The organism is Streptomyces minutiscleroticus, assembly GCF_014650875.1.
Lineage (GTDB): Bacteria > Actinomycetota > Actinomycetes > Streptomycetales > Streptomycetaceae > Streptomyces > Streptomyces minutiscleroticus.
Window position 1 is genome coordinate 29,859 of sequence record NZ_BMVU01000015.1, and the last position, 22,182, is coordinate 52,040.

Sequence of the window (22,182 nt, forward strand, 5' to 3'; positions counted from 1 at the left end):
CCATGTCGGCACAACCCAGCAGACAAAAGCGGACGGATACCGCTCACCTGCACCCTCCCCGAACAGGGAAGCCCAGGAAGCCGATAACATGCGGCGCCATGAGCTCCCCCACTGGACCCGCGTCCGGCCTGCCAGTACGAATGCCGCGACCCCGCCAGCCCGGTCGGCACCGCCGACCGGAGCCGCTGGCGGCTCCCGAGGGCGCGCCCGCGCTCGTCCTCGCGGTGCCGGGTACCCCCAGCGCCGCCACCCGCAGCCTCGCCGAGGAGCTCGTGAGCATCGCGCGCTCCGAGCTGCCCGGTCTCGAAGCCCGGATCGGGTACGTCGACGGCGACGAGGACGAGTTCCCCTCGCTGAGGTCCGTACTGGCCCGCGCGGCCGAGGAGCGCACGGACCGCTACGAGCAGGCCAAGGCCGCCGGTGTGGAGGTCTCCGAGCCCGAGGGCCCGGCCGCCGTCGTGGTACCGCTGCTCGCCGGCCCGGACAACGCCCTGCTGCGCCGCGTCCGCCAGGCCGTCATGGACAGCCGCGTCGCGGCGGAGCTGACCGACGTGCTGGGCCCGCACCCGCTGCTGGCCGAGGCGCTGCACGTGCGGCTCTCCGAGGCCGGTCTGGCGCGCGCCGACCGCGCCCGGCTGTTCACCGTGGCCACGGCCGCGGACGGCATCATCCTCGCCACCGTGGGCGGCGACGAGGCCGTGCAGGCCGCCGGGATCACCGGCATGCTGCTGGCCGCGCGCCTGGCCGTGCCGGTGATGGCCGCCGCGCTGGACGAGGAGGGCGCGATCGCGAACATCGCCGAGCAGCTGCGCTCCTCGGGTTCGCAGCAGCTCGCGCTCGCCCCGTACCTGATCGGCCCCGAGCTGGACGCCGGGCTGCTCGACGCGGCCGCGAAGGAGGCGGGCTGCCCCGCCGCCGAGGCGCTCGGCCCGTACCCGGCGCTCGGCAAGCTGGCCCTGGCCAGGTACACGTCGGCGCTCGGCATCGCCCCGCAGCAGCCGCAGGGCGCGCCGGTCCGCTGAGACGGCCGCCGGCGCCGCCCGCCGACCGGGCGTCGAGGACCGCGAGGACGAAAGGGCCCGCTCCCCGGGGAGCGGGCCCTTCGCGGCACCATGGGGCCCGTACGTCCGCGGGGCCCGTACGCCCGCAGGACTCGTGCACGCGAAGCCTCGTGCGCGCGGGCCCGTGGGGCCTGCCTAGGACCGTCCGAACACCACGCACGACGCCGCCGGCGCCGCCACGGAGCCGGTCCTGCGCGGCATCCCCGTCCGCGGGTCCACCGCGAACCAGGTCACGTCGCCCGAGCGCTCGTTGGCCACGTACAGGAAGCGCCCGGCCGGGTCCAGGGCGAGGTCGCGGGGCCAGACGCCGCCGCACGGCACCGTGACCACCAGCCGCAGCCCCTCGCCCTCCGGGTCCGGCACGAGCACGGAGAGGACGTCCTCGCCGCGCGTGGCGGTCCACACGAAGCGCCCGTCGGGCGAGACGACGATGCCGGACGGGTAGGCGTCGCCGGCGGGCGGGCCCGGCAGCACGGGCGTCTCGCCGAGCGGGCGCAGCGTGCCCTCGGCGGCGTCCCAGAGGCAGGTGGTGACGGTCGGCGACAGCTCGTTGACCACGTACGCGTACCGGCCGTCCGGGTGGAACGCGAGATGGCGCGGCCCCGAGCCCGGACGCAGCGCGACCTCCCGGTGCACGACGGGCCGCCCGCCCCGCAGCTCGCACACGCGCACCGAGTCGGTGCCGAGGTCGACGCTCACGGCCCACCGGCCGCTCGGGTCGGACTGCACCTGGTGGGCGTGCGGACCGCGCTGGCGCAGGCTGTGCGGCCCGGCCCCCTCGTGGCGCAGGACGCCGGTGGCCCCGTCGAGGCTGCCGTCGTCCCTCAGGGAGACGGCGGAGACGCTGCCCGAACCGTAGTTGGCGGTCAGCACGTGGCCCCCGTGCAGGCACAGGTGGGTCGGGCCGCTGCCGCCGACCGGCACGGGCGGTCCGGTCGGCACCAGCTTGTCGCCCGTGAGCCGGTACGCGGCGACCGCGCCGTCCTCGGTCTCGCTCACCGCGTAGAGCATGTCCCCGCCCGGTGACAGCGCGAGGTAGGACGGGTCCGGCACGCCGTTCACGGCGCCGAGCACGTCCAGCGCGCCGCTGTCCTCGTCGACGGCGGCGGTGAGGACGCCCTCGCCGCCCGCCGCCGTGAACGAGCCGATGAAGGCCTTCCGCCGCCCGCCGCCCTCTGCCACTGCCGTCCCCTTCCGGTCGGTGTCCGGTCCGTGCCGTCCCGGGCGACCGTAGCAGTCTCGGCAGAAAGGACTAGACCAAACCGGCCGATCGGGTGAAGGTGTCGTCCGCTCCGCCCGCCGCCCGGGCGCGGGCCTCCGCGTGGTGGACGTAGGCGGGGTGCCGCTCCACGATCTCGTAGGTGCGGTGGAAGACCGGGGTGGCGGACCCCGAGATGGGCGGCACGATCCAGGACCAGTCGGCGCCCACCGCGCGGCCCCTGCGCTGCTCGCGGCCCAGGTGCGCGAGGAAGCGCCGGGACTCCGTGTGGTGGTCGGTGACCGTGACACCGGCCCGGTCGAAGGAGTGCAGCACGGAACGGTTCAGCTCGACGAGGGCGCGGTCCTTCCACAGCGTCCGGTCGTCGCCGGTGTCGAGGCCGAGGTGTTCGGCGATGAGCGGCAGCAGGTCGTAGCGGTCGGTGTCGGCGAGGTTGCGCGCGCCGATCTCGGTGCCCATGTACCAGCCGTTGAAGGGCGCCGCCGGGTAGCAGACGCCGCCGATCTCCAGGCACATGTTGGCCAGCGCGGGCACCGCGTGCCAGCGCAGCCCCAGCCGGCCCCACCAGGCGTACTCGGGGTGGACCAGGTCCACTTCGAGCACCGCGTCGCCGGGCAGTGCGAACCAGCGGGGCTTGTCGTCGGTGCCCTGGATCACCAGGGGCAGGACGTCGAAGGGGGTGCCTGGGCCGCCCGGCCAGCCCAGGCGGCGGGCGAGCGCCGTGAGGCCCGTGTTGCGGGGGTCCCCGGTGACCGAGCCGTCGGGGCCGGGGTAGCCCGCGTAGCGGACGAGCTGCTCGTTCCAGATGCGCGGACCGGGGCGGCCGGGGGCGTCGGGCGCGAAGACCGTGATCAGGGCGCGGATGCGGCCGCCGCCCCCGGCCTCGCGCAGATGCCCGGCGCACGCCGCGGCGACCTCCTCGGCGTCCGTCACGTCCCGCCGGTCGACCACGCGCAGGGAGCGCCAGTAGAGGCGGCCTATGCAGCGGTTGGCGTTGCGCCAGGCGACCCGGGCGCCGAAGACCAGCTCGTCCCGCGTGTGCCGGTACGTCCCCGTGCCCGCTATCTCGACGCGGACGGCGGCGAGGCGGGGGCCGGGGTCGCCGAGTCCCTCCTCCGCGTGGTGGAGCCGTACGAACTCGGCGGCGGCGCGCAGGAGCCGCCGCGCCGCGGGATCGGTGCCCGGGCCGGCGCCGGGAGCCGCACCGGGCCCGGCCCCCTGTGTCCGCGCCTCCCCGGCACCCTGTTCCCGCCTCTCCCCGGCGGCCGGTCCCCGCGCCCTCCCTGCGGCCGGTACCCGGTCGGGCCATCCGCCCGGACCCCCTGGTCCCGTCCCCGCCCACGTACCGGGGGACGCACTCGCGCCCCCGACGCCCGCCGGGGGTGGCGCATGCGTGCCCTCGGCCCGTTCCCGGAGTGGCGCATGGGTGCCCTCCGTCCGTTCCGGGGGTCGTGCGCCGCCGTCGCCCGCCGGACTCCGCCGTCCGGTCTCGTACGGGACATTCCGCATGGTGAACCCCCAAACGGCTCCGCCCGCGGACCGCTCCCGCACGGTCCGCGGGCTCTGTGCGTCCGATAGCGGCGGGGTTACCCCGCACCCCGCCTGATCCACCCTCTAGATGGTTCGCACACACGTCTGACCGCGCGGGCCGCGCGGGACCGGTGGCGCGCGGCGGGAGCGTCAGGTGCCGACGAGCGTGGAGGGAGAGGAGGGGCGCAAGGGGGTGGTGAGGGCGGCGAGCGCGCGTTCCAGGCCCTGGAGGTGGGCGAGGGCCTGCTCGGCGCCCGGGTGGTGGCCCGGCACGCCCGCGAGCGCGGTCGGCGACTTCTCGGGCACCGCCCCGACCAGCATCTCCACCGCCTTCTCCACACGGCCGCACGCGGCGGTGAGCCGGGCGTCGTGGGAGGCGTCCGGGTCGGCGGCGACGGCCGCGAGGCCCCGCGCCTCCCGTGCGCAGTCGTCGAGCAGGACGAGCACCTGGCGCGCCCGCTCCTTGCGCGCCCGCAGCGGGTTGAGCGGATGGACCAGCGGCGCGAGCGCCATGCGGACTCGTCCCAGGAGCGCCTCCAGCTCCGCGGCGCGCGGCGCCGGGTCCGCGTCCAGGTCGCCCGCGAGCCGCCGGGCCGCCGCGGCCGTGCACGCGTGCACGGCGCACAGCGCCCGCTCCACCCAGCGGTCGGTCACGGCGTGCGTGGTCACCGGCAGGACCAGCGCGACGGCGAGCGCGGCGCCGAGCGCCCCGACGCCGGTCTCGACGAGCCGCAGCCCCAGCAGCCCCGGATGCAGCACGCCCAGCAGTCCGTAGAGCGAACCGGCCAGGACGGTGACGAAGAACATCATCCAGCTGTAGGAGGGCGCCGCCGTGTAGAAGATGCCGAAGACGCAGACGGCGACCAGCACGGCGGTCGGCCCCGGAGCGCCGTGCAGCGGCACGGCGACCAGCAGTCCGGCGACGATGCCCGTGGCCGTGCCGAGCAGCCGCCGGAAGCCGCGGACCAGCGTCTCGCCGCGCGAGGCGGTGTTCACGAAGATCCACCAGGCGGCGCCGACCGCCCAGTACCAGCGCTCGTGCGACAGCACCTGGCCCGCGGCGAGCGCGAAGGCGGAGGCGGCCGTCGCCTGGAAGGCCAGCCGGGTGGTGGGCCGGGCGAGGCCGCGCCCGTCGAGCGGGGCCGGCGCGGCGGCCGGCGGGAAGCGGCGCTCGATCCGCCACAGGCCGAAGCGCACGGCGGACGAGGCGGTCAGGGCCAGCGCCACGGCCGCGTACAGCTCCGGCAGCCGCGCGGGCACGGCGTGCAGGAACTGCGCGGTGAAGAACATCATGAACGCGAAGACGCCCAGCGCGTGGCCCCGCGGTCCCCAGCGGCGGGCGTACACGCCGCAGAAGATCACCGCGAGCCAGGCCGCGTCCCGCGCCGCCGGTGCCGTGTGCAGCACGGCGGCCAGCGCGAGCACGGGCAGGCCGACGGCTGGCAGCAGCGCGGTGGTGAGGGCCTGGCCGCGCACGGTCGGGTCGGCCACCGTGAACAGCGCGAGCAGCGCGGCGAGACCGCCCGTGATCGACGCCGCGAGCGACAGCCCGGCCGGCTCCGACGCGGCCACCGCGAGGCCGATGCCGAGCACCGCCCGCAGCGAGGTCCGCAGCCGGACCCGCCCCGGGTCCGCAGCCGTGAACATCCTTTTCACCGTCGGCAACCCGCCCCCACTTCGCGTCGACGTCCTCGGGACACGCCCTCGGGGCGAGGACGTGCTCACGGGACATGGGAAAGGCGCCGCGGGTCCGGGTCCGGCGTCCTCGCCGTCCGGCGCTGCGCGGCGCCATCAGTACGCCAAAGGTAAGCAACTGAAGGGCAATGGCTCAACAGGCATCCGCACGACTGAGCCATTGGTACAGTTTCCGGCGATCATCGTGAGCCGCGAGGAGGCCAACGGACCATGGCCGTGGACGAGCTGGACACCCGCATCCTGCGGCTGCTCCTGGAGCAGCCGCGCACCAGCGTGCGCGAGTACGCCCGCCTGCTCGGCGTCGCCCGCGGCACGCTGCAGGCCCGGCTCGACCGCCTGGAGCGGGACGGCGTCATCACCGGCACCGGCCCGTCGCTCTCCCCCGCCGCGCTCGGCCACCCGGTCCTCGCGTTCGTGCACATCGAGGTCACCCAGGGGCACCTCGACGACGTGGGCGACGCGCTGGCCGCCGTGCCGGAGATCGTGGAGGCGTTCTCGATCACCGGTGGCGGCGACCTGCTGACCCGGGTGGTCGCGCGCGACAACGCCCACCTGGAGGACGTGATCCAGGCGCTCATCCGGCTGCCGGGCGTGGTCCGCACCCGTACCGAGGTCGCGCTGCGCGAGCGCGTGCCGCACCGGCTGCTGCCCCTGGTGGAGTCGGTCGGCAGGACGGCGCCCGGGAGCGGTCACACGCAGTGATCACTCCGGGGGACGCGTTCAGGACGCGGGGGCACGGGCACTCGGGCGGCATGGAACACACGAATCCCGATCCCGATCCGCGCAGTACCCCGGGGCTCGAGGCGGGAGGCGGTGTGCCGCCGGGCGAGACACCGCCCGCCGAGGGCAGCACGCCGTGGGCCGGCCCCAACGAGGTCCAGACGTACAACCCGTCCAAGGGCTGGGCCAAGGGGCCGCTGTTCCTCATCGGCATCGTGGTGCTGCTCGTCGTCATCGGCCTGGTGGGATACGCCATCGGCATCGACCTCTGAGGCACGCCGGAACGCGTCGGACCCTGTTCTTCCCCGCCCCGCACCGGGGCCGGGGAAGAACAGGGTCCGGGTCGCGGGCCCCCGGGTCAGGGCTTCATGACGATCTTCACCGCGTTGTCCTCCTTCTTCTGGAAGATCTCGTACGCGTGCGGCGCCTCGGTCAGCGGCACGTGGTGGGTGGCGAAGCCGTCCACGCCGAGCGGGTCGTCGTCCGTGAGCAGCGGCAGGATGTCGTCGACCCAGCGCCGTACGTTGGCCTGTCCCATCCGCAGCTGGATCTGCTTGTCGAACATCGTCAGCAGCGGCAGCGGCGAGGCCGCGCCGCCGTAGACACCGCTGAGGGAGACGGTGCCGCCGCGCCGGACCAGGTCGATGGCGGTGAGCAGCGCGGCCAGGCGGTCCGTGCCGGCCTTCTCGGTGAGCTTGGAGGCCCAGGCGTTGGGCAGCAGGCCGGCCATCTGCTGGGCGGCGCGGCCGACCGGGCTGCCGTGCGCCTCGGTGCCCACGGCGTCGATCACCGCGTCCGGGCCCCGGCCGCCCGTACGGTCGCGGATGGCGTCCACGAGGTCCTTGCGTCCGTCGAAGTCGCGCAGGTCGAAGGTCTCCACGCCGCGCTCGCGCGCCCGGCGCAGCCGCTCGGGCACCAGGTCGACGCCGAACACCTGCTCGGCGCCCTGCAGCCGCGCGATACGGGCCGACATGTCGCCGATCGGGCCGAGGCCGAGCACGGCGACCGAGCCTCCGGCCGGCACGTCCGCGTACTGAACCGCCTGCCAGGCGGTCGGCAGCACGTCGGAGAGGTAGAGGTAGCGGTCGTCGGCCGGGCCCTCGGGGACCTTGATGGGCCCGAACTGGGCCTGCGGCACCCGCAGGTACTCGGCCTGCCCGCCGGGCACACCGCCGTACAGCTTGGTGTAGCCGAACAGCGCCGCGCCCATGCCCTCCTCGGTGACCTGCGTGGTCTCGCACTGCGTGGGCAGGCCGGCGCCGCACATCCAGCAGTGCCCGCAGGCGATCTGGAAGGGCACCACGACCCGGTCGCCCGGCTTGAGGCCCGGCACCTCGGAACCGACCTCCTCGACGACGCCCATGGGCTCGTGGCCGAGGATGTCGCCCGGCGTCATGAAGGGGGTGAGCACCTCGTACAGGTGCAGGTCGGAACCGCACAGCCCGCTCGAGGTGACCCGGATGACCGCGTCCGTCGGCTCCTCGATCTTCGGGTCGGGCACGTTCTCCACGCGCACGTCCCGCTTGCCCTGCCATGTCACGGCCTTCATCGGGTTCTCCCTTCGACGGTTCCGAGCCACGGGCGGGTACCCGGGAACGTGACGATGACCCTCTTCGGGCGCCCGCCGCACGGTTCGCACGCCGGCCGGACGCGGCCGGCGTGCGAAGGGGCGCGAGGTCGGCCGGCCGGTCAGCCGACCTTGCGGCCGGCGAGCGGTGCGGTGCCGGTGCCGGCCCCTTCCCGCATGCCCCGCAGCAATTCCTGGACGGCCTCCACCGCGGTGCGCCGCGGGCTCCAGCCGAGCTCGTCCCGGGCGCGGGTGCAGTCCATGATCGGCAGGCGCAGCACGGCGTCGAAGAGCTGCGGCGACGTGGGCGCCAGGTGCAGCCCGTAGACGGCCGCGACGGCGGACCGGGCGACCGTGCGCGGCAGCCGTACGGCGCGGGAGCCGAAGAGCTCGGCGAGCACGCCGGCGTCCAGCGGCGGATCGGCCGCCAGGTTGAACGCGCCGCGGACGTCGTTCAGCACGGCCAGCCGGTACGCCTCGGCCGCGTCCTCCGTGTGCAGGGCCTGGATGCGCAGGCCGGGGACGTCCGGCAGGACGGGCAGCAGTTCGGGGCGGGCCAGCTGGCCCGGCACGAAGCGGCCCGCGAACAGCCGCCGCTGCTCGCTCGACGCCTCCTCCTTGAAGAGGAAGGCCGGCCGCATGCGCACCACCCGCATCTGCGGGTGCTCGTGCTCGAAGGCGTCCAGCACCCGCTCCAGGTACGCCTTTTCCCGGCAGTACGCCGCCTCGGGCCAGCCGTGGGTCGGCCAGGACTCGTCCACGGCCCGGTCCTTGGGGCCGGGCGAGTAGGCGCCGACCGAGGAGGCGTGCACCAGGACCGGCACCTTGGCCGCGGCCGCCGCCCTGAAGACCCGGACGCTGCCGAGGACGTTGGTGCGCCAGGTGGTCGCCGGGTCACGGGCCGGCTGGATCTTCCAGGCGAGGTGGACGACGGCGTCGGCGCCCTCGAAGTGCTGGGTGAGCGACGCCTCGCTGGTCAGGTCCACGGCGGCCCACTCCGCGTCCGCGCGCGGGCCGTCCGGCAGCCGGCGCGCGATGCCGAGGACGGAGTCCACCTGCGGATCCTCGCCCAGCAGGCGTACCACACTGGTCCCGACGTTGCCGGTGGCTCCGGTGACGACGACGCGCCTGCCCTTCGCGCTGCTCACGGTGGACTCCTCTCGGGGACGTGCTCGGTCAACGTCCCGCGTTCCCCCTGGACACGGGACAAACGCGAGCGGACCCGCACGTGCCCCCGAACGGGGCGCGCCGCTGCCCCGAACAGGGGCGGCGGACCGCGGCCGGGGCGCACCGGCCGCGCCGCGGCGGCCGGCCCGGAGGCCCGGCCGTACCCTGCGATCCGGGACGTCCGTGTCCGCCTGCCTGCGTGAGGACGGCCCCGGGACGGCCGGCCGCGGTGCGGCGACAGCCGGTCACCGCCTGTGGGGCCGGGAAAGCCGGGCTCGGGCTTACGGGTTCCGGCTGCGGTCCGCCGCCGACGGGCCGCCGGGCGGCCGGTCCTCCGTCCTCGGGGACCGGCGCCCGCGCCGCCGGACCGTGACGACCGGAGCCGGTCACCCGGGCGTGGGGGCGCCGCCGCTCACGCCGGCCCCGTGCCCGCCGGCCCGAACGACCGGTGGGCCACGCCGTCCAGGTGCGCGCGCATCGCCGCCTCGCACGCCTGCGCGTCGCTCGCCTCGAACGCCCGCAGGATCGCGGCGTGCTCGGCCAGGGCCTCCTCGGTGTCGTTGACACGGCCGCCGGTGAACCGGCGGAAGCGCTGGATGTGGGCGCCCAGCGGGTCGATGGCCGCGGACAGGAAACGGTTGCCCGCGGCCTCGGCGATGGCGGCGTGGAAGGCGGAGTCCGCCTGCATGTAGGCGCGGAAGTCGTCCGCCTCCCGCTGGTCCGCCGCCTCCGTCATCGCGTGGTGGTGCTCCGCGAGGACCCGGGCCGTGCCGGCCGCGTCCCGCTCGCACGCCTGGCGCGCGCTGTACGGCTCGATGAGCAGCCTGGCCGCCATGAGTTCACGGAACCCGCGGTCGTCCAGCAGCGGTGCCACCGTGTAGCCACGGTGCGGCACCCGCTGCACCAGACCCGTGTTCTCCAGCTTGGCCAGCGCCTCACGGAGCGGCGTCGGCGAGACGCCCCAGTCCTTCGCGATGGTGTCGATGCGCAAGGGGGTGCCGGGGTCCAGATCCTCGTCGAGGATGAGGGCCAGCAAGGCGTCGTACGCCTCGTCCATCAGGACGGTCCTGCCGAGCCCGGTCGGCCGTACCTGCCTGCCGACTGCTCCCATCGTCGCCTCTTTCCGATGAGACCCCTGTCGTAGGGGCCCTGTTTGTTCCGGCTGCACGCGCCGTACGCCGGCCGTCAGCTTAACCGGGGACGTCCCGCCCGGCGGGCGGCGCTCCCGGCGCCGGTTCAGTCCACGGTGCGCGGGGACAGCAGCGTCACGAGCGACGAGTCGTCCTCGGCGCCCAGGCCGTGGCTCATGGCCAGCTGGTACAGCTGGTCGGCCGCGGCGGCGACCGACGTGGCCACGCCCGCCTTCCTGGCCAGGGCCACCACGAGGTTCATGTCCTTGCGGATGATGTCCAGCCGGGACCGCAGCTCGGGGCCGCCGGTGCCGTCCTCGGCGACCTGGTACTGCTGCGCCATGCGCGGCCCGCGGTCGGCGAGCATGAACGACGCGGCGGCGCCCTGCCCGAGCACGTCGACGGCACGGTCCAGGTCGATGCCCAGCGCGCGGGCCAGCGCGAGCGACTCCGCGGCGGCCGCGGTGTGGATGCCGCACAGCAGCTGGTTGACGGTCTTCATGATCTGGCCGTCACCGGTGCGCGGGCCGACGACGTGCAGGGTCGAGGCGAGCCGGTCCAGGACGGGCCGGGCGGCGTCCAGGGCGGCGTCGTCGGCGCCGACCATGATCAGCAGATCGCCGGTGCCGGCCCGCACCGCGCCGCCGCTGACGGGGGCGTCGACCAGGCGCACCCCCCGCTCGGCGAGACGCGCGGCCACGGCCTGGACGGCGTCCACACCCACGGTGGAGGTGACGACGACGACCGCGCCCTCGCGCAGCGTCTCGGCGGCACCCCGGCCGACCGGGCCACCGCCGAACAGGCAGGACTCCAGCTGTTCCTGGTCGCGTACGGCGATGACGACGACGTCAGCGCCCTCCGCGGCCTCGGCGGGCGTCGCGGCGGGCACGGCCCCGCCCTTCGCGGCCAGGTCCCGGCGCTCCTCGAAGACGTCGAAGGCGCGGACCGGGAAGGCACCGGCCAGGCGGGTGGCCATCGGCAGGCCCATCGCGCCGAGTCCGAGGACCGCGGTGGCGGAGGCGGGGGTGGCGGAGGTGGTGTCGGTGGACATGAAGGGCTTCTTTCGTGCGGGTTCGCGGCCGAGTGGGCCGCGTGGACAGTTTCTCTCCGTGCCGGGCGGGGTGTGTCTGTCACGCTCCGTGTCCGGCGAGCGGGACCGCGACATCGGGGCGGGGCCCCGACGGTCGCGGACGGGGGCGGGCGGCGGGCGGGGCCGGGGCGGACGGCGGGCGCCGGCCGGGCCGACGGCGCCGCGCGCCGCGCACCGGGTCAGACGAGGACCGCGTACATGAGGAGCGACATGGCCAGGCCCATCACGGCGACGATCGTCGACAGGACCGACCAGGTCTTGATGTTCTGGGCGACGCTCATGCCGAAGTACTCCTTGGAGAGCCAGAAGCCGGCGTCGTTGACGTGCGAGAAGAACAGCGATCCGGCGCCGACGGCCAGCGCGATGAGGGACGCCTCCACCGTCGGGGCACCCGCCGCGAGGGGCGCCATGATGCCGGCGGCGGCCGTGGTGGCGACGGTGGCCGAGCCGGTGGCCAGCCGGATCAGGACGGCCAGCAGCCACCCCAGCACCAGGACCGGCATGTGCGCCTCGGCGGCGGCCTTGCCGATGGCGTCGGCGACGCCGGTGTCCACGATCAGCTGCTTGAAGCCGCCGCCCGCGCCGACGATCAGCAGGATGCCGGCGACGGCGGGCAGACCCGCGGTGACGATGGCGCGCACCTCGGACCGGCTGCGCCCCAGCCCCCAGCCGAAGAGGGCCATGGCGACCAGCACGGCGATGAACATCGCCACGAGCGGCGTGCCCAGGAAGTCGAGCAGGTGGTTGTACCAGGCCCCGCCCGGGAAGGCGATGTCGGCGACCGACTTGGCGAGCATGAGCACGACCGGCAGAGCGATCGCGCCGATCGAGGCACCGAATCCGGGCGTGCGAGCCGTCGCCGGCCCGTCCGCGCCCTGGGACGTCATGAGCGACTCCACCAGTTCGGCGGGGGCCTCGGTGCGCACGTGCCGGGAGATGAACCTCGCGTAGAGCGGGCCCGCCACGATCACCGTGGGGATCGCCGCGACCAGGCCGAGTCCGAGCGTGGTGCCGATGTCGGCCTTCAGCGTGCTGACCGCGACCAGCGGGCCGGGGTGCGGCGGCACGAACGCGTGCAGCGTGCCGAGTCCGGCCAGCGCCGGGACGGCCAGCAGGACGAGCGGCGTACGCGTCCGGTTGGCCATGACCACGATGATCGGAATCAGCAGGACGAGGCCGACCTCGAAGAACATCGGCAGGCCGATGATCGCGGCGATCAGCGCCATGGACCAGGGCAGCAGCCGCGGCCCGGACCGGGAACCGATGGTGTCGACGATCCGGTCGACGGCGCCGGAGTCCGCGAGCAGTTTGCCGAGGATCGCGCCGAGGGCGATCAGCGCGCCGGTGGAGCCGAGGGTCGCGCCCATGCCGTCGCCGAACGACTCGACGACCTGGGCCAGTTCGGTGCCCGAACCGATGCCGAGGACGACGGAGCCGCCGATCAGTGCGATGAACGGGTGGAAGTCGCACAGCGCGATGAGGGAGACGATCACGGCGATCGCCAGGGCGACCATGACGATCAGCCGTGTGTCGTGCCCGGTCCACGGCGCGGCTGCCAGAGGCAGGGCGAGCGGGGCCATCATGGGGGTTGTCCTTACGTCGTTGTAAGAGGCGGCGGACGTCCGCGCGCCGCCGGGTGGGGGCTCAGCAGCCGGAGCCGGCTCCGTCGGCCGGCTCGGTGGCGCCGGTGTCGTAGGAGTCGAGGACCTGGACCTTGGCCCCGGAGGGCGAGGAGGGGTCGAAGCGGTAGCCGAGCCACTCGCCGACCAGGCGGCGCGCGAGTTCGAGCCCGATCACCCGCTGGCCCATGGTGAGCACCTGGGCGTTGTTGCTGAGTACGGCGCGTTCGACGGAGAAGCTGTCGTGCGCGGTCACCGCGCGCACGCCGCGCACCTTGTTCGCGCTGATCGCGACGCCCAGCCCGGTGCCGCAGAACAGCAGCGCCCGGTCCGCGTGGCCGTCGGCGACGAGCCGGGCCGCCGCGACGCCGATGTGCGGGTAGGCGGTGTGCTCGTCCTCGCCGACCCCGATGTCCTGGACGTGGGCGACCCGCGGATCGGCCTCGAGGTCGGCCTTGAGGGCCTCCTTGTACGCGTGTCCGGCGTCGTCGCTGCCGATGACGATGCGCAGCGGGGCAGGGGTGGTGGTCCGGTCGGGATGACTCATCGTCGGTTCCTGTTCCTGTAGGAGGGGTCGGGGAGGAAGGCGGGGTCGGCGTGGGCGCCGGGGGCGGGGGCCCGGCCGCGGTGGGCGGCCGGTGCCCGTCCGCGCCGTTGTGGGCTGCGGGGGCTGCGACGACGTCGTGGCCTGCGAAGGCTGCGCCGCGAGCAGCCGACGCCGGGTCGGAGGAGTCCCGCCGGCGACACGGGCGGCCCGGCCGCGTTCCGGACGCCTCCGGCGGCGCGCGCGTGACCGGGGCGCCCGGGCGGAAGGCCCCTTCGCGAACAGCCCGGCCGTGGACGGTCGCGGCCCGTGGCGCTGCGGTCCGGCTCCGCCGGAAGGGCTCCGCCGCCCGGCGGCCGCCCGGCTACTTCGCGTGCTGATCGAGCAGTTCGGCGGCGGTGCGCGCGCACAGGGCCAGCGAGAGGGCCCCGGCGTCGGGCGTACCGATACTGCGTTCGGCGAGCGGCCTGGCGCGGCCCAGGCGCGGGGTGAGCGCGGCGGTCGCCTGAGCGGCGGAGCCCGCCTCGGCCGCCGCCCGGCCGAACGCGGCCACGGCGTCGTCGCCCCGGCCGACGGCGGCGGTGAAGGTCTCGACGAGCGGGACGAGCGCGTCCACGAGCGTCTTGTCGCCGGGCTCGGCACCGCCGAGGGACGTCACGGCGTCGAGGGCCGCGCGGACACCGGCGGCCGCACGCGCCGCGTCGACCGGTCCGGTGTCGCCGAGCTGCCGGGCGAGGGCGCGCAGCCCCACGCCCCACAGCACGCCGGAGGTGCCGCCGGCCTCGTCGGCCCAGGCGTCGGCGGCGGTGCTGAGCAGGCAGCGGGCGCCGGCCCCGCGGTCGTGCGCCTGTTCGGCGGCGCGTACGGCGGCGTCGACGCCCTTGGTCATGCCGCGCCCGTGGTCGCCGTCGCCCGCGACCGCGTCGATGCGGCCGAGTTCCGCGGCGGCGTCGTGCAGCGCCGTCCGTACGCCCCGCAGAACGGTGAGGATCGTGTCCGCGGCGTCGCGTGATGCCTCGTCCCCCTGGACGAGCGGTGTCCCGGGTACGGCGTCGGGCAGCGTGCGCGGCACGGCCGGGACCTCGGGCAGGGGCAGGCGCCGGAAACCGGGGGCGTCGGCGGGCGCGCACCACCAGCGCTCCAGGTCGTCGTCGAGCCACATCAGCGTCAGCGAGCACGCGGCCATGTCCAGGCTGGTGACCAGCTCGCCGACCTCGGGCCGGACGACGGTGAGCCCGGCCGCGGAGAGCTCCCGCGCGATGTGGCCCCACAGCAGGAACAGTTCCTCGTACTTCGTCGCGCCGAGCCCGTTGAGGACCGCGGCGACCCGGGTGCCCGCCGTCGCGGGCCGCTCGGCGAGCAGACGGCGGACGAGGATCCCGGCGACGGTCGGGGCGTCGGCCATGTCGGCGTCCTCGACCCCGGGCTCGCCGTGGATGCCGAGGCCGATGGCCATCTTGCCCTCGGGCACGGTGAACAGCGGTGCGTCGGCGCCCGGCATCGTGCAGCCGGCGAAGGCGATGCCGAAGGAGTGGGTGGCGTCGTTGGCACGGCGGGCCGCGGCCTCGACGTCGTCCAGGGCGAGGCCCTCCTCGGCCGCCGCGCCGGCGACCTTGAAGACGGTGAAGTCGCCCGCGATGCCGCGCCGTTCACCGCGCCGGTCGGCCGGGGCGCTGGCCACGTCGTCGGTGACCAGCACCGTACGGGTGTCGATGCCGGCGTCACGCAGCCGGGCCTGGGCCATGCCGAAGTTCATGCGGTCGCCCGCGTAGTTGCCGAAGCAGAAGAGGACTCCGCCGCCCGTGTCGGCGGCTCGTGCCACGGACTCGGCCTGCCGGCTGGAGGGCGAGGTGAAGATGTTGCCGACCACCGCGCCCGCGGCGAGCCCGCCGCCGACGAGCCCGCTGAACGCCGGGTAGTGCCCCGAGCCGCCGCCGACGACCACGGCGACCCGGCCGTGGCGGGGCGGTCCGCTGCGTATGACACCGCCGGGCACGAGGGTGACGTGCTCGGGGTGGGCGGCGGCGAATCCGCGCAGCTGGTCCTCGCTGAAACGTGCGGGGTCGGCGTACAGCCTGGTCATGGTCGCTGATTCCTTGTCGGGAGGCGGTGACGCGCTTCGGTGCGCGCCGGGGGCGGGAGGGGCGGTCGGCGGTGCCGGGCCCGTCCGGCCCGGGAGGGAGCCGGACCGGCGACGCGCCTTGGCGGTCTCGTGCCGCGGAGGGCGTGGGCCGCGAGGGGTGTGGGCCGTTCGCACTCGGTCGGTCCGGGTGCGAGGTGGGGTGGTACAGCACCCGGGCGGGTGCGGCCGGCCCGGAGCGGTCGAAGTTGAAGGCGGCTCGGCGCGCGTCGGGCCGACGGTGACGCCACGGGGGCGGCGCACCGCCCGCGCGCCGGACCGCGACGGGGCGGACCAAGGGGTTGCGGGGGCCGGTCCCGCCGGGACGGGGCGGACCAGGGGGTTGCGGGGTCCGGTCCCACCGGGACGGGGCCGCCCCGCGGGGCGCCGTGCGGCCGTCGGAGCCGGGCCGGTCGGGGCGCTTGAAAGGCGCACGGGACAGCCGGGTCCGGACGGATCACCCCCCGAAGGCGGCGGGGGCCGTCGGCGCCCGGTCCGGTCGGGCGGGTCCGGCGGCCGGCGACGGTCAGGCCGACGGGCGGCTGGGCAGGATGCGTCGCAGGTAGTCGCGGTTCGCGGCGGAGACGCTGAGCCCGTCGCCGCCGTAGTGCTCCACGCAGAACGCGCCGTTGAAGCCGTGGGCGAGGGCGATCCCGACGGCCTGCCGGTAGCTGACGAAGCCGGACTCCATGGGGGCGGGCGAGGTCAGGACGGTGCCGGTGGCGGGGTCCTCCATGCGGTAGTAGTTCTTCACGTGCCAGTAGTTGGCGTGCGGCAGCGTCTTGGTGACCATCGACTCCCATGACTCGATGGGGCGCTGCATACGGATGAGGTTGCCCAGGTCCGGGTTGAGGCCGACGTTGTCGCGCTCGATGTCGGTGAGCAGCGCGACGGCCGAGTCGGCGGTGCCGAGGTAGGTGTCCTCGTACATCTCGAGGGACAGCTCCACGCCCACCGAGGCGGCGTGGTCGGCGAGTTCGCGCAGCCGGACCACGGCCTTGTGCCAGGTCTCCTTGTCGCCGACCGGGTCCTTCGGGCCGGGCACCGTCCAGAACCAGAGCACGGCCCGCTGTTCGGGCGTGAGCGGCCGGTGCAGGCCGACGGAGACCAGCGGGACGCCGAGCGCGGCGGCCGCGTCGATGGTGCGGTGCGAGTAGGCGAGGTTGTCGTCGCCGTCGACGGGGTCGATCACGCTGCGGCGGATCGCGGAGATGGCGGTGGCGGTCAGCCCGACCTGGGCGAGCGTGGCGCGCAGCTCCTCGAGACGGGCCGGGGAGAGGTCTCCGGGGCGCAGCCAGGCGTCGGTCAGGTCGACCTCGGTGAACCCGGCGTCCGTCACTTCCTGCAGAGTCTGCGCCCACTGCTGCGCGGACCGGTCCTGGGTGGAGACCCCGTCGGGCCCGGTGTTCGGGAACTGCAGGAGGGCGGCGGCGATCGGCCAGGTTTCTGCGGTGTGAGTCAGCATCGGCTTCCTTTCTCTATTTCCTATAGGATCTACGATCGAGCCGCCTGTCAAGAGTGCTACGGCTCACACCGGCCCGCGGCGGGCGCCGTCCCCTCCGCCCGGCCGGGAGGGAGCGGAGCGAGGAGGACCAGGGGCGCGAGGCGTCGGAGCGTTCGCGGGACCGGGTGGTCAGCGGCACCCGCCCGCCGTTCGGCGACCGGGCTCGCGGCGGCAGCGCCTGCACCCCGCCGCGCTTCGCCGGTCGGCACTACGCCCCGGGACCGGCCGCTGAGCCTCCCCGGATCCACCGGGCCTCATGCCCGGCCCATCAAGGAGGAGAGGGCCCGGTGGGCCGGTCACCCGCGCGGACGTGACGGGGGCAGAATCCCGGCCAAGGGCGGCTGCACGGCTCCCGCGGTCCGGATTCGACGGGACGGAATTCACCATGGAACTCACCCTCGACGGTGACTGGAGTGCGACAGTGACGGGCGATCCGCTGCGCGTCACCCCGCGCTTCGACTTCCTGGACCGATGTGTGCGCGTTGCGGAGTACGCGGACGTGGAGGAGTGGCAGCGGTTTCTCGCGGCCACCTTCGGCAGCCGGGAGTAGCTGTGGGACGATCCGGACGAGCTTCGGTTCGGCCGGGTCAGCAGGGAACTGGTCGGTGCCGGCCTCCGGTTGCCCCATGGGTCCGTCCCCGCCGAGGACGCCGCCCGCGTCCCCGTCGCTCCCCCCGTTCGCCCGGGCGGGCTGCGCGCGAGGGAGATCCGGGATTTCCGGCACGCGATGTGCACGGAGCTGTGCCGCGCCCCCGGGGACACCGCGCTCACCTGTCTGCGCGACCTCGACGTGCTGGACGAGCCGCTGGAGGCCCGTATCGGCATCGCCCCCGACGTGGCGCTCCTGGTCCAGCACGGCACCGTCGTCGGCTGGAGCCTCACCGACCCCGTGCGGTACCTGACCACCGGCTTCGCCGCCCCCGACCCGGCTCCCCCCGCACCGGCCACCCAACCCCTGTTCACCGCGTGCATGGACCTGATCACCACGTCACTGCTCGACGAGGTGCGGGACCGGGTCCCGGCCGCCCTGGACCGGCTCCGGGAACTCGACCACGGACTGCGCGACCAGCAAGAGGACCGGCACCGCGCCGACGCCCTGTACGCGCTCATCGGCAACCTCGTCGAGGACTACAAGAACTGGTGACCGGGATCAGGACTGCGCCCCGGAGACAGCGCGCTCCATGGAAACCCGGACCTCCGTAAGCCGCGCGCAGGAGACGAAGCGGACGTTGAAATCGACATGCCCGACAAAGTCACGAGCCGGGTTCCTGCGGACGGTCCGGACGTATTGCTGTCGGACGCACCAGGGAGACCCGTACGGATCAGAGGTGTCGTCACCGGTGTCGACAAAAACGCCGTGGTGGCAATCAACGCCTTGCCGCGAATCCTTCGGATGCCCGCGCGGAAGAGCAGATCTGGGAGGCACTGCGGGAACTGGGCACCACCAGGATGGGACGGACGGACCTCAGCGACGCCATCCGCCTGCGCTGGGCCCGCCTGGCCGTTGCCGCCGTTGCGAACAAGTACATCGGCTCACACGACAGCGATGCCAGAAAGGACGTCGAACTCGTACAGCTGAGGGCAGCCATGATAAAGAATCTGGGCCCCGATGCCGGAGATCCGGACAGAAATCCAGAACTCCTGTCCCGGTACATCACAGAAAAGTGCGGGATATCCTACGCCGATATTTCCGCCGCGACAACCGAATGGCGAAAACTTCCCCCTGCGGAAATACTGAGACTGAGACGAATCAGGAACATGCTCAGTGCTGCGCAGGGAATCGATCAGCACCTGCTCACCGACAGTCCGATCAAAAGAGCTTCCGAGCAGTGGTTGACTCTGGTACCGAAGTTGCCCTGAAGCCTCGGGGACCAGTGATCACCTTTCATCCTGTGGGAAAGTCATGGACACAGTGATGACCTCCCACTTCTCCGTCCGGCCCTACCCCGGGGAACCGATCGGCGGCCTCGACTGCGGCGACGTCGTCTGCAGCGGCGACCTGGGCACCGCCGCATCCAACGGCGCTCCGGACATGGGCATAATGATCTTTCCTCCCTGCAGGAACCCCTCGACGGCATGCGCGATCCCATAGATTCCCGCCGCACACGGTTCGGTTTCCACGCCTCCGACTCCCACTTTTCCCTGACGTTCCTGAAGACCCGGGAAGGGGGTACGAGGCCATCGGCCCGACAGGAAGGGTCGGCATGACGGACGAGAGGGAACCGATTCGATCCCTACGGGCCGCTGCGGAGCGGATCGCGCTCACTCGGCTCGGCCGGAAACCACTCATACAGCGGCGGACGTCGTAGAGCTACCCGAGGAACGACAACCGGACTTGACGGTTGGCATTGTCCTTGTTGGTGTCCACCAGGCACACCGACTGCCAGGTGCCGAGTTCCAGCCGGCCGTCGACGACCGGCAGTGTGGCGTGCGGGGGCACGATCGCCGGGAGGACGTGGTCGCGGCCGTGGCCGGGGCTGCCGTGGCGGTGCTGCCAGCGGTCGTCCGCGGGCAGCAGGGAGTGCAGGGCGGCGAGGAGGTCGTCGTCGCTGCCGGCGCCGGTCTCGATGATCGCGACTCCCGCGGTGGCGTGCGGCACGAAGACGTTGAGCAGGCCGTCGCGGCCGGCCGCGACGTCCCGCAGGAAGGATTCGCACTGCCGCGTGAGGTCGACGACCGCCTCCGAGGAGCCGGTGGAGATGTTCAGGACACGGGTGGTGAAGGCATCGGACATGTGCCCATCCTGACCCATTCCCGCGTCCGCACACCTGCTGCGACAGGCGCGACCCGCTGCCGTGAGGGACACCCGGTCCGCTGCCGCGACGGGCACACGGCCCGTCACCGCGAGGGGCGCGGGCCTCGGCATCCGTACGGCGCGCCACGCATACGTACCGCGGGCCGCGGCATCCTCCGTACCGCGAGCCTCGCACCCGTACGACGGAGTGCGCCGCCGTACCGCGGGCCGCGGCAGCCGTACCGCGGGGTGCGCCGCCGTACCGGCCGGTGCGTGCCGCATCGCGTCGTTGCTGCGCCGTGCCGCGTCGTGGGCCCGCGGGCGGGCGCCGGGAAGATCCCGCGCGTCGGACCGGTTGGCAGAGACGTGAACAGCATGGGGGCATCGCACGAGGCACGGAACACCGGGACGGGGACGCCGGGCGCGGTCCGGGAGGTCGACGTCGTGGTCGTCGGCGCCGGGCAGGCCGGTCTGTCCGCCGCGTACCACCTGCGCCGCACCGGCTTCGTGCCCGACCGGGACTTCGTGGTGCTGGACCACGCCCCGCGGCCGGGCGGCGCCTGGCAGTTCCGGTGGCCCTCCCTGACGTACGGCAAGGTGCACGGCATGCACGCGCTGCCGGGCATGGAGCTGACGGACGCGGACCCGGCCCGCCCCTCCTCCGAGGTCGTCGCCGAGTACTTCGACGCCTACGAACACGCCTTCGACCTGCGGGTGCGGCGCCCGGTCGACGTACGGGCCGTGCGCGAGGCCGGGAGCGGCGGGGACGGCGGCGAGGGCAGGGGGGACGGGGGCTCCGGGCACGGTCGGCTGCTCGTCGAGACCTCCGCCGGGGTCTGGTCCACGCGGGCGCTGATCAACGCGACGGGCACCTGGGACCGGCCCTTCTGGCCGCGCTACCCCGGGCAGGAGACGTTCCGGGGACGGCAGCTGCACACCGCCCAGTACCCGGGTCCGGAAGCCTTCGCGGGCCTGCGGGTCGTCGTCGTGGGCGGCGGCGCGTCCGGTACGCAGCACCTGCTGGAGATCGCCCCCTACGCCGCCTCGACCACCTGGGTCACACGGCGGCCCCCGGTCTTCCGCGAAGGGCCGTTCGACGAGGACGCGGGCCGGTCCGCCGTCGCGCTGGTGGAGGAGCGGGTCCGGCAGGGCCTGCCGCCGCGGAGCGTCGTCTCCGTCACCGGCCTGCCGTTGAACGACGCCGTCCGCCGGGGCCTCACGGACGGTGTCCTCGACCGCCTCCCGATGTTCGACCGGATCACCCCGGACGGCGTGGAGTGGGACAGCGGCCCGGAACTCGAGGGCGGGCGGCGGGTGGACGCCGACGTCATCCTGTGGGCGACCGGCTTCCGGGCGGCGATCGACCATCTGGCGCCGCTGCGGCTGCGCGGACCGGGCGGCGGCATCCGCATGGAGGGCACCCGCGTCGCCGCCGATCCCCGCATCCATCTGGTCGGTTACGGGCCTTCGGCCAGTACGGTCGGCGCCAACCGGGCCGGCCGGGCCGCGGTGCGGGACATCCGGCGGCTGCTGGCGGACGTACCGGCCGTCGCATGAGCCGCGGAGCCGCGGGGTCCGCCCATCCCGGTCGGGCCGGCCGGATCAGCCGGAAGCCTTCGCCTTCGCACTCCCGCTCTCACTCGCGTCGGCACTCCGGTGGAGGCGGTTGAACTCCTCGACGTTCTTCTTGTGCGCCTCGAAGTCCGCCGTGAACCGTGTGTCGCCCGGTCTGACCGTGACGAAGTACAGCCAGTCCCCCGGTGTCGGGCGGACGGCCGCGCGCATCGCGTCGTCACCGGGGTTGGCGATCGGTGTGGGCGGCAGGCCCATGCGCGCGTACGTGTTGTACGGGTTGTCGATCCTGGTGTCGGCCTCGCTGGTATGCACCGTGCTGCGTTCCAGCGCGTAGTTGACGGTGGAGTCCATCTGCAGCGGCATGCCCCGGTCGAGGCGGTTGAGGATGACGCGGGCCACCTTGCCCATGTCCGCGTCCGTGGCGGCCTCGGCCTGGACGATGCTCGCGACGGTGACCGTCTGGTAGGCGTTCATCTCGTTCCGCTCCGCCCCGGCCGTGACCGTGCCGCCGCCGAACCTCTTGTTCGCCGTGTCGACCATGTACGAGAGCAGGGACTCCGGAGTCGTTCCCTTCTCCAGCGGATAGGTCGCCGGGAAGAGATAGCCCTCGGGGTTGCCCTTCGCGGCGGCGGGGAGCTTGAGGCCGGCCTTGCCCAGCGCCTTCTTGGTGGTGCCGACGGGTACGGCGAGGGCCTTGTCGACCGCCTCGTACACCTGGGCCGAGCGCCATCCCTCCGGGATCACCAGGGACGCGGGCTTCCTCTCCCCGTCGTCGGTGTCGTCGGTGCTGAGCAGCGGCACCACCACGGCGGTGGCCGCCACGACGGCTCCGGTGGCGATGAGGACGATCCGCCCCCGGCGCGTCAGGCGGATGGTGCTCCGTGGCGGAGTATGGGTCTGCATGCGGG

Annotated in this window: 20 protein-coding genes; 7 read left to right on the forward strand and 13 right to left on the reverse strand. The window is 74.3% G+C overall.

Annotated elements, in window-relative coordinates:
• Positions 1-98 precede the first annotated feature (98 nt).
• Complete coding sequence (locus tag IE271_RS16980) at positions 99-1,022, forward strand: sirohydrochlorin chelatase (protein WP_190191164.1); 924 nt, start codon at positions 99-101, stop codon at positions 1,020-1,022.
• A gap of 174 nt (positions 1,023-1,196) precedes the next feature.
• Here the strand turns inward: IE271_RS16980 and IE271_RS16985 are convergent, their stop codons facing one another.
• From IE271_RS16985 to IE271_RS16995, 3 genes are all read right to left on the reverse strand, one after another.
• Complete coding sequence (locus IE271_RS16985; RefSeq protein WP_190191165.1) at positions 1,197-2,243, reverse strand: lactonase family protein; 1,047 nt, start codon at positions 2,241-2,243, stop codon at positions 1,197-1,199.
• A gap of 70 nt (positions 2,244-2,313) precedes the next feature.
• Positions 2,314-3,435, reverse strand: coding sequence for a nitric oxide synthase oxygenase (locus IE271_RS16990; RefSeq protein ID WP_229919387.1), 1,122 nt, complete (start codon positions 3,433-3,435; stop codon positions 2,314-2,316).
• Positions 3,436-3,960: 525 nt separating this feature from the next.
• Positions 3,961-5,457 carry an FUSC family protein gene (locus IE271_RS16995; RefSeq protein WP_190191167.1) on the reverse strand — a complete coding sequence of 499 codons (1,497 nt, stop codon included), beginning with the start codon at positions 5,455-5,457 and terminating at the stop codon, positions 3,961-3,963.
• Positions 5,458-5,715: 258 nt separating this feature from the next.
• On the opposite strand from IE271_RS16995, the gene IE271_RS17000 reads away from it, so the two are divergent.
• A complete protein-coding gene (locus IE271_RS17000; RefSeq protein WP_190191168.1) occupies positions 5,716-6,207 on the forward strand; it encodes an Lrp/AsnC family transcriptional regulator in 492 nt (163 codons plus the stop codon).
• Positions 6,208-6,257: 50 nt separating this feature from the next.
• Positions 6,258-6,497, forward strand: a complete 240-nt coding sequence (locus IE271_RS17005) for a DUF6480 family protein (protein WP_190191169.1) — start codon at positions 6,258-6,260, stop codon at positions 6,495-6,497.
• A gap of 86 nt (positions 6,498-6,583) precedes the next feature.
• Here the strand turns inward: IE271_RS17005 and IE271_RS17010 are convergent, their stop codons facing one another.
• The 8 genes from IE271_RS17010 to IE271_RS17045 all read right to left on the reverse strand — a co-directional run bounded on the left by IE271_RS17010 (position 6,584) and on the right by IE271_RS17045 (position 16,926).
• The gene (locus IE271_RS17010) at positions 6,584-7,774 is read right to left on the reverse strand and encodes a zinc-dependent alcohol dehydrogenase (RefSeq protein WP_190191170.1); all 1,191 of its coding nucleotides are present in this window, start codon (positions 7,772-7,774) and stop codon (positions 6,584-6,586) included.
• A 140-nt stretch (positions 7,775-7,914) separates the two neighbouring features.
• Positions 7,915-8,940 (reverse strand): NAD-dependent epimerase/dehydratase family protein, encoded by a 1,026-nt coding sequence (locus IE271_RS17015; RefSeq protein WP_190191171.1) that lies wholly within the window; start codon positions 8,938-8,940, stop codon positions 7,915-7,917.
• 431 nt (positions 8,941-9,371) lie between these two features.
• On the reverse strand, positions 9,372-10,070 hold the full coding sequence (locus IE271_RS17020; protein WP_190191172.1) for a GntR family transcriptional regulator: 699 nt from the start codon (positions 10,068-10,070) through the stop codon (positions 9,372-9,374).
• A 125-nt stretch (positions 10,071-10,195) separates the two neighbouring features.
• Entirely contained in the window at positions 10,196-11,140 is a 945-nt protein-coding gene (locus IE271_RS17025; protein ID WP_190191173.1) for an NAD(P)-dependent oxidoreductase, read from the reverse strand.
• 218 nt (positions 11,141-11,358) lie between these two features.
• Positions 11,359-12,762: a GntP family permease gene (locus IE271_RS17030; RefSeq protein WP_308435184.1), complete on the reverse strand. Its 1,404-nt coding sequence runs from the start codon at positions 12,760-12,762 to the stop codon at positions 11,359-11,361.
• Between the two features lie 61 nt (positions 12,763-12,823).
• Positions 12,824-13,345, reverse strand: a complete 522-nt coding sequence (locus tag IE271_RS17035; RefSeq protein ID WP_190191174.1) for a ribose-5-phosphate isomerase — start codon at positions 13,343-13,345, stop codon at positions 12,824-12,826.
• A gap of 361 nt (positions 13,346-13,706) precedes the next feature.
• Positions 13,707-15,425 carry a dihydroxyacetone kinase family protein gene (locus IE271_RS17040; protein WP_190191175.1) on the reverse strand — a complete coding sequence of 573 codons (1,719 nt, stop codon included), beginning with the start codon at positions 15,423-15,425 and terminating at the stop codon, positions 13,707-13,709.
• 562 nt (positions 15,426-15,987) lie between these two features.
• Entirely contained in the window at positions 15,988-16,926 is a 939-nt protein-coding gene (locus IE271_RS17045; protein WP_229919381.1) for a sugar phosphate isomerase/epimerase family protein, read from the reverse strand.
• Between the two features lie 424 nt (positions 16,927-17,350).
• Here IE271_RS17045 and IE271_RS42045 point away from each other — a divergent pair, with 424 nt between their 5' ends.
• From IE271_RS42045 to IE271_RS17055, 3 genes are all read left to right on the forward strand, one after another.
• Positions 17,351-17,515, forward strand: a complete 165-nt coding sequence (locus IE271_RS42045) for a hypothetical protein (protein WP_229919382.1) — start codon at positions 17,351-17,353, stop codon at positions 17,513-17,515.
• Positions 17,516-17,692: 177 nt separating this feature from the next.
• Positions 17,693-18,109 (forward strand): hypothetical protein, encoded by a 417-nt coding sequence (locus IE271_RS42050; RefSeq protein ID WP_229919383.1) that lies wholly within the window; start codon positions 17,693-17,695, stop codon positions 18,107-18,109.
• A gap of 305 nt (positions 18,110-18,414) precedes the next feature.
• Positions 18,415-18,825, forward strand: a complete 411-nt coding sequence (locus tag IE271_RS17055; RefSeq protein WP_190191176.1) for a hypothetical protein — start codon at positions 18,415-18,417, stop codon at positions 18,823-18,825.
• Positions 18,826-19,276: 451 nt separating this feature from the next.
• Here the strand turns inward: IE271_RS17055 and IE271_RS17060 are convergent, their stop codons facing one another.
• Positions 19,277-19,699: a secondary thiamine-phosphate synthase enzyme YjbQ gene (locus IE271_RS17060; protein WP_190191177.1), complete on the reverse strand. Its 423-nt coding sequence runs from the start codon at positions 19,697-19,699 to the stop codon at positions 19,277-19,279.
• 375 nt (positions 19,700-20,074) lie between these two features.
• Between IE271_RS17060 and IE271_RS17065 the strand changes: the two genes are divergently transcribed.
• On the forward strand, positions 20,075-21,256 hold the full coding sequence (locus IE271_RS17065) for an NAD(P)-binding domain-containing protein (protein WP_190191178.1): 1,182 nt from the start codon (positions 20,075-20,077) through the stop codon (positions 21,254-21,256).
• Positions 21,257-21,301: 45 nt separating this feature from the next.
• Here the strand turns inward: IE271_RS17065 and mltG are convergent, their stop codons facing one another.
• On the reverse strand, positions 21,302-22,177 hold the full coding sequence (gene mltG / locus IE271_RS17070) for an endolytic transglycosylase MltG (protein WP_190191179.1): 876 nt from the start codon (positions 22,175-22,177) through the stop codon (positions 21,302-21,304).
• Between the last annotated feature and the right edge of the window lie 5 nt (positions 22,178-22,182).

Coding starts and splice junctions, on each gene's coding strand:
- IE271_RS16980 (WP_190191164.1), top strand. CDS start 99: ATGAGCTCCCCCACTGGACCCGCGTCCGGCCTGCCAGTACGAATGCCG.
- IE271_RS16995 (WP_190191167.1), bottom strand. CDS start 5,457: ATGTTCACGGCTGCGGACCCGGGGCGGGTCCGGCTGCGGACCTCGCTG.
- IE271_RS17000 (WP_190191168.1), top strand. CDS start 5,716: ATGGCCGTGGACGAGCTGGACACCCGCATCCTGCGGCTGCTCCTGGAG.
- IE271_RS17005 (WP_190191169.1), top strand. CDS start 6,258: ATGGAACACACGAATCCCGATCCCGATCCGCGCAGTACCCCGGGGCTC.
- IE271_RS17010 (WP_190191170.1), bottom strand. CDS start 7,774: ATGAAGGCCGTGACATGGCAGGGCAAGCGGGACGTGCGCGTGGAGAAC.
- IE271_RS17020 (WP_190191172.1), bottom strand. CDS start 10,070: ATGGGAGCAGTCGGCAGGCAGGTACGGCCGACCGGGCTCGGCAGGACC.
- IE271_RS17025 (WP_190191173.1), bottom strand. CDS start 11,140: ATGTCCACCGACACCACCTCCGCCACCCCCGCCTCCGCCACCGCGGTC.
- IE271_RS17030 (WP_308435184.1), bottom strand. CDS start 12,762: ATGATGGCCCCGCTCGCCCTGCCTCTGGCAGCCGCGCCGTGGACCGGG.
- IE271_RS17035 (WP_190191174.1), bottom strand. CDS start 13,345: ATGAGTCATCCCGACCGGACCACCACCCCTGCCCCGCTGCGCATCGTC.
- IE271_RS17040 (WP_190191175.1), bottom strand. CDS start 15,425: ATGACCAGGCTGTACGCCGACCCCGCACGTTTCAGCGAGGACCAGCTG.
- IE271_RS17045 (WP_229919381.1), bottom strand. CDS start 16,926: ATGCTGACTCACACCGCAGAAACCTGGCCGATCGCCGCCGCCCTCCTG.
- IE271_RS42045 (WP_229919382.1), top strand. CDS start 17,351: ATGGAACTCACCCTCGACGGTGACTGGAGTGCGACAGTGACGGGCGAT.
- IE271_RS42050 (WP_229919383.1), top strand. CDS start 17,693: ATGTGCACGGAGCTGTGCCGCGCCCCCGGGGACACCGCGCTCACCTGT.
- IE271_RS17055 (WP_190191176.1), top strand. CDS start 18,415: ATGGGACGGACGGACCTCAGCGACGCCATCCGCCTGCGCTGGGCCCGC.
- IE271_RS17060 (WP_190191177.1), bottom strand. CDS start 19,699: ATGTCCGATGCCTTCACCACCCGTGTCCTGAACATCTCCACCGGCTCC.
- IE271_RS17065 (WP_190191178.1), top strand. CDS start 20,075: ATGGGGGCATCGCACGAGGCACGGAACACCGGGACGGGGACGCCGGGC.
- mltG (WP_190191179.1), bottom strand. CDS start 22,177: ATGCAGACCCATACTCCGCCACGGAGCACCATCCGCCTGACGCGCCGG.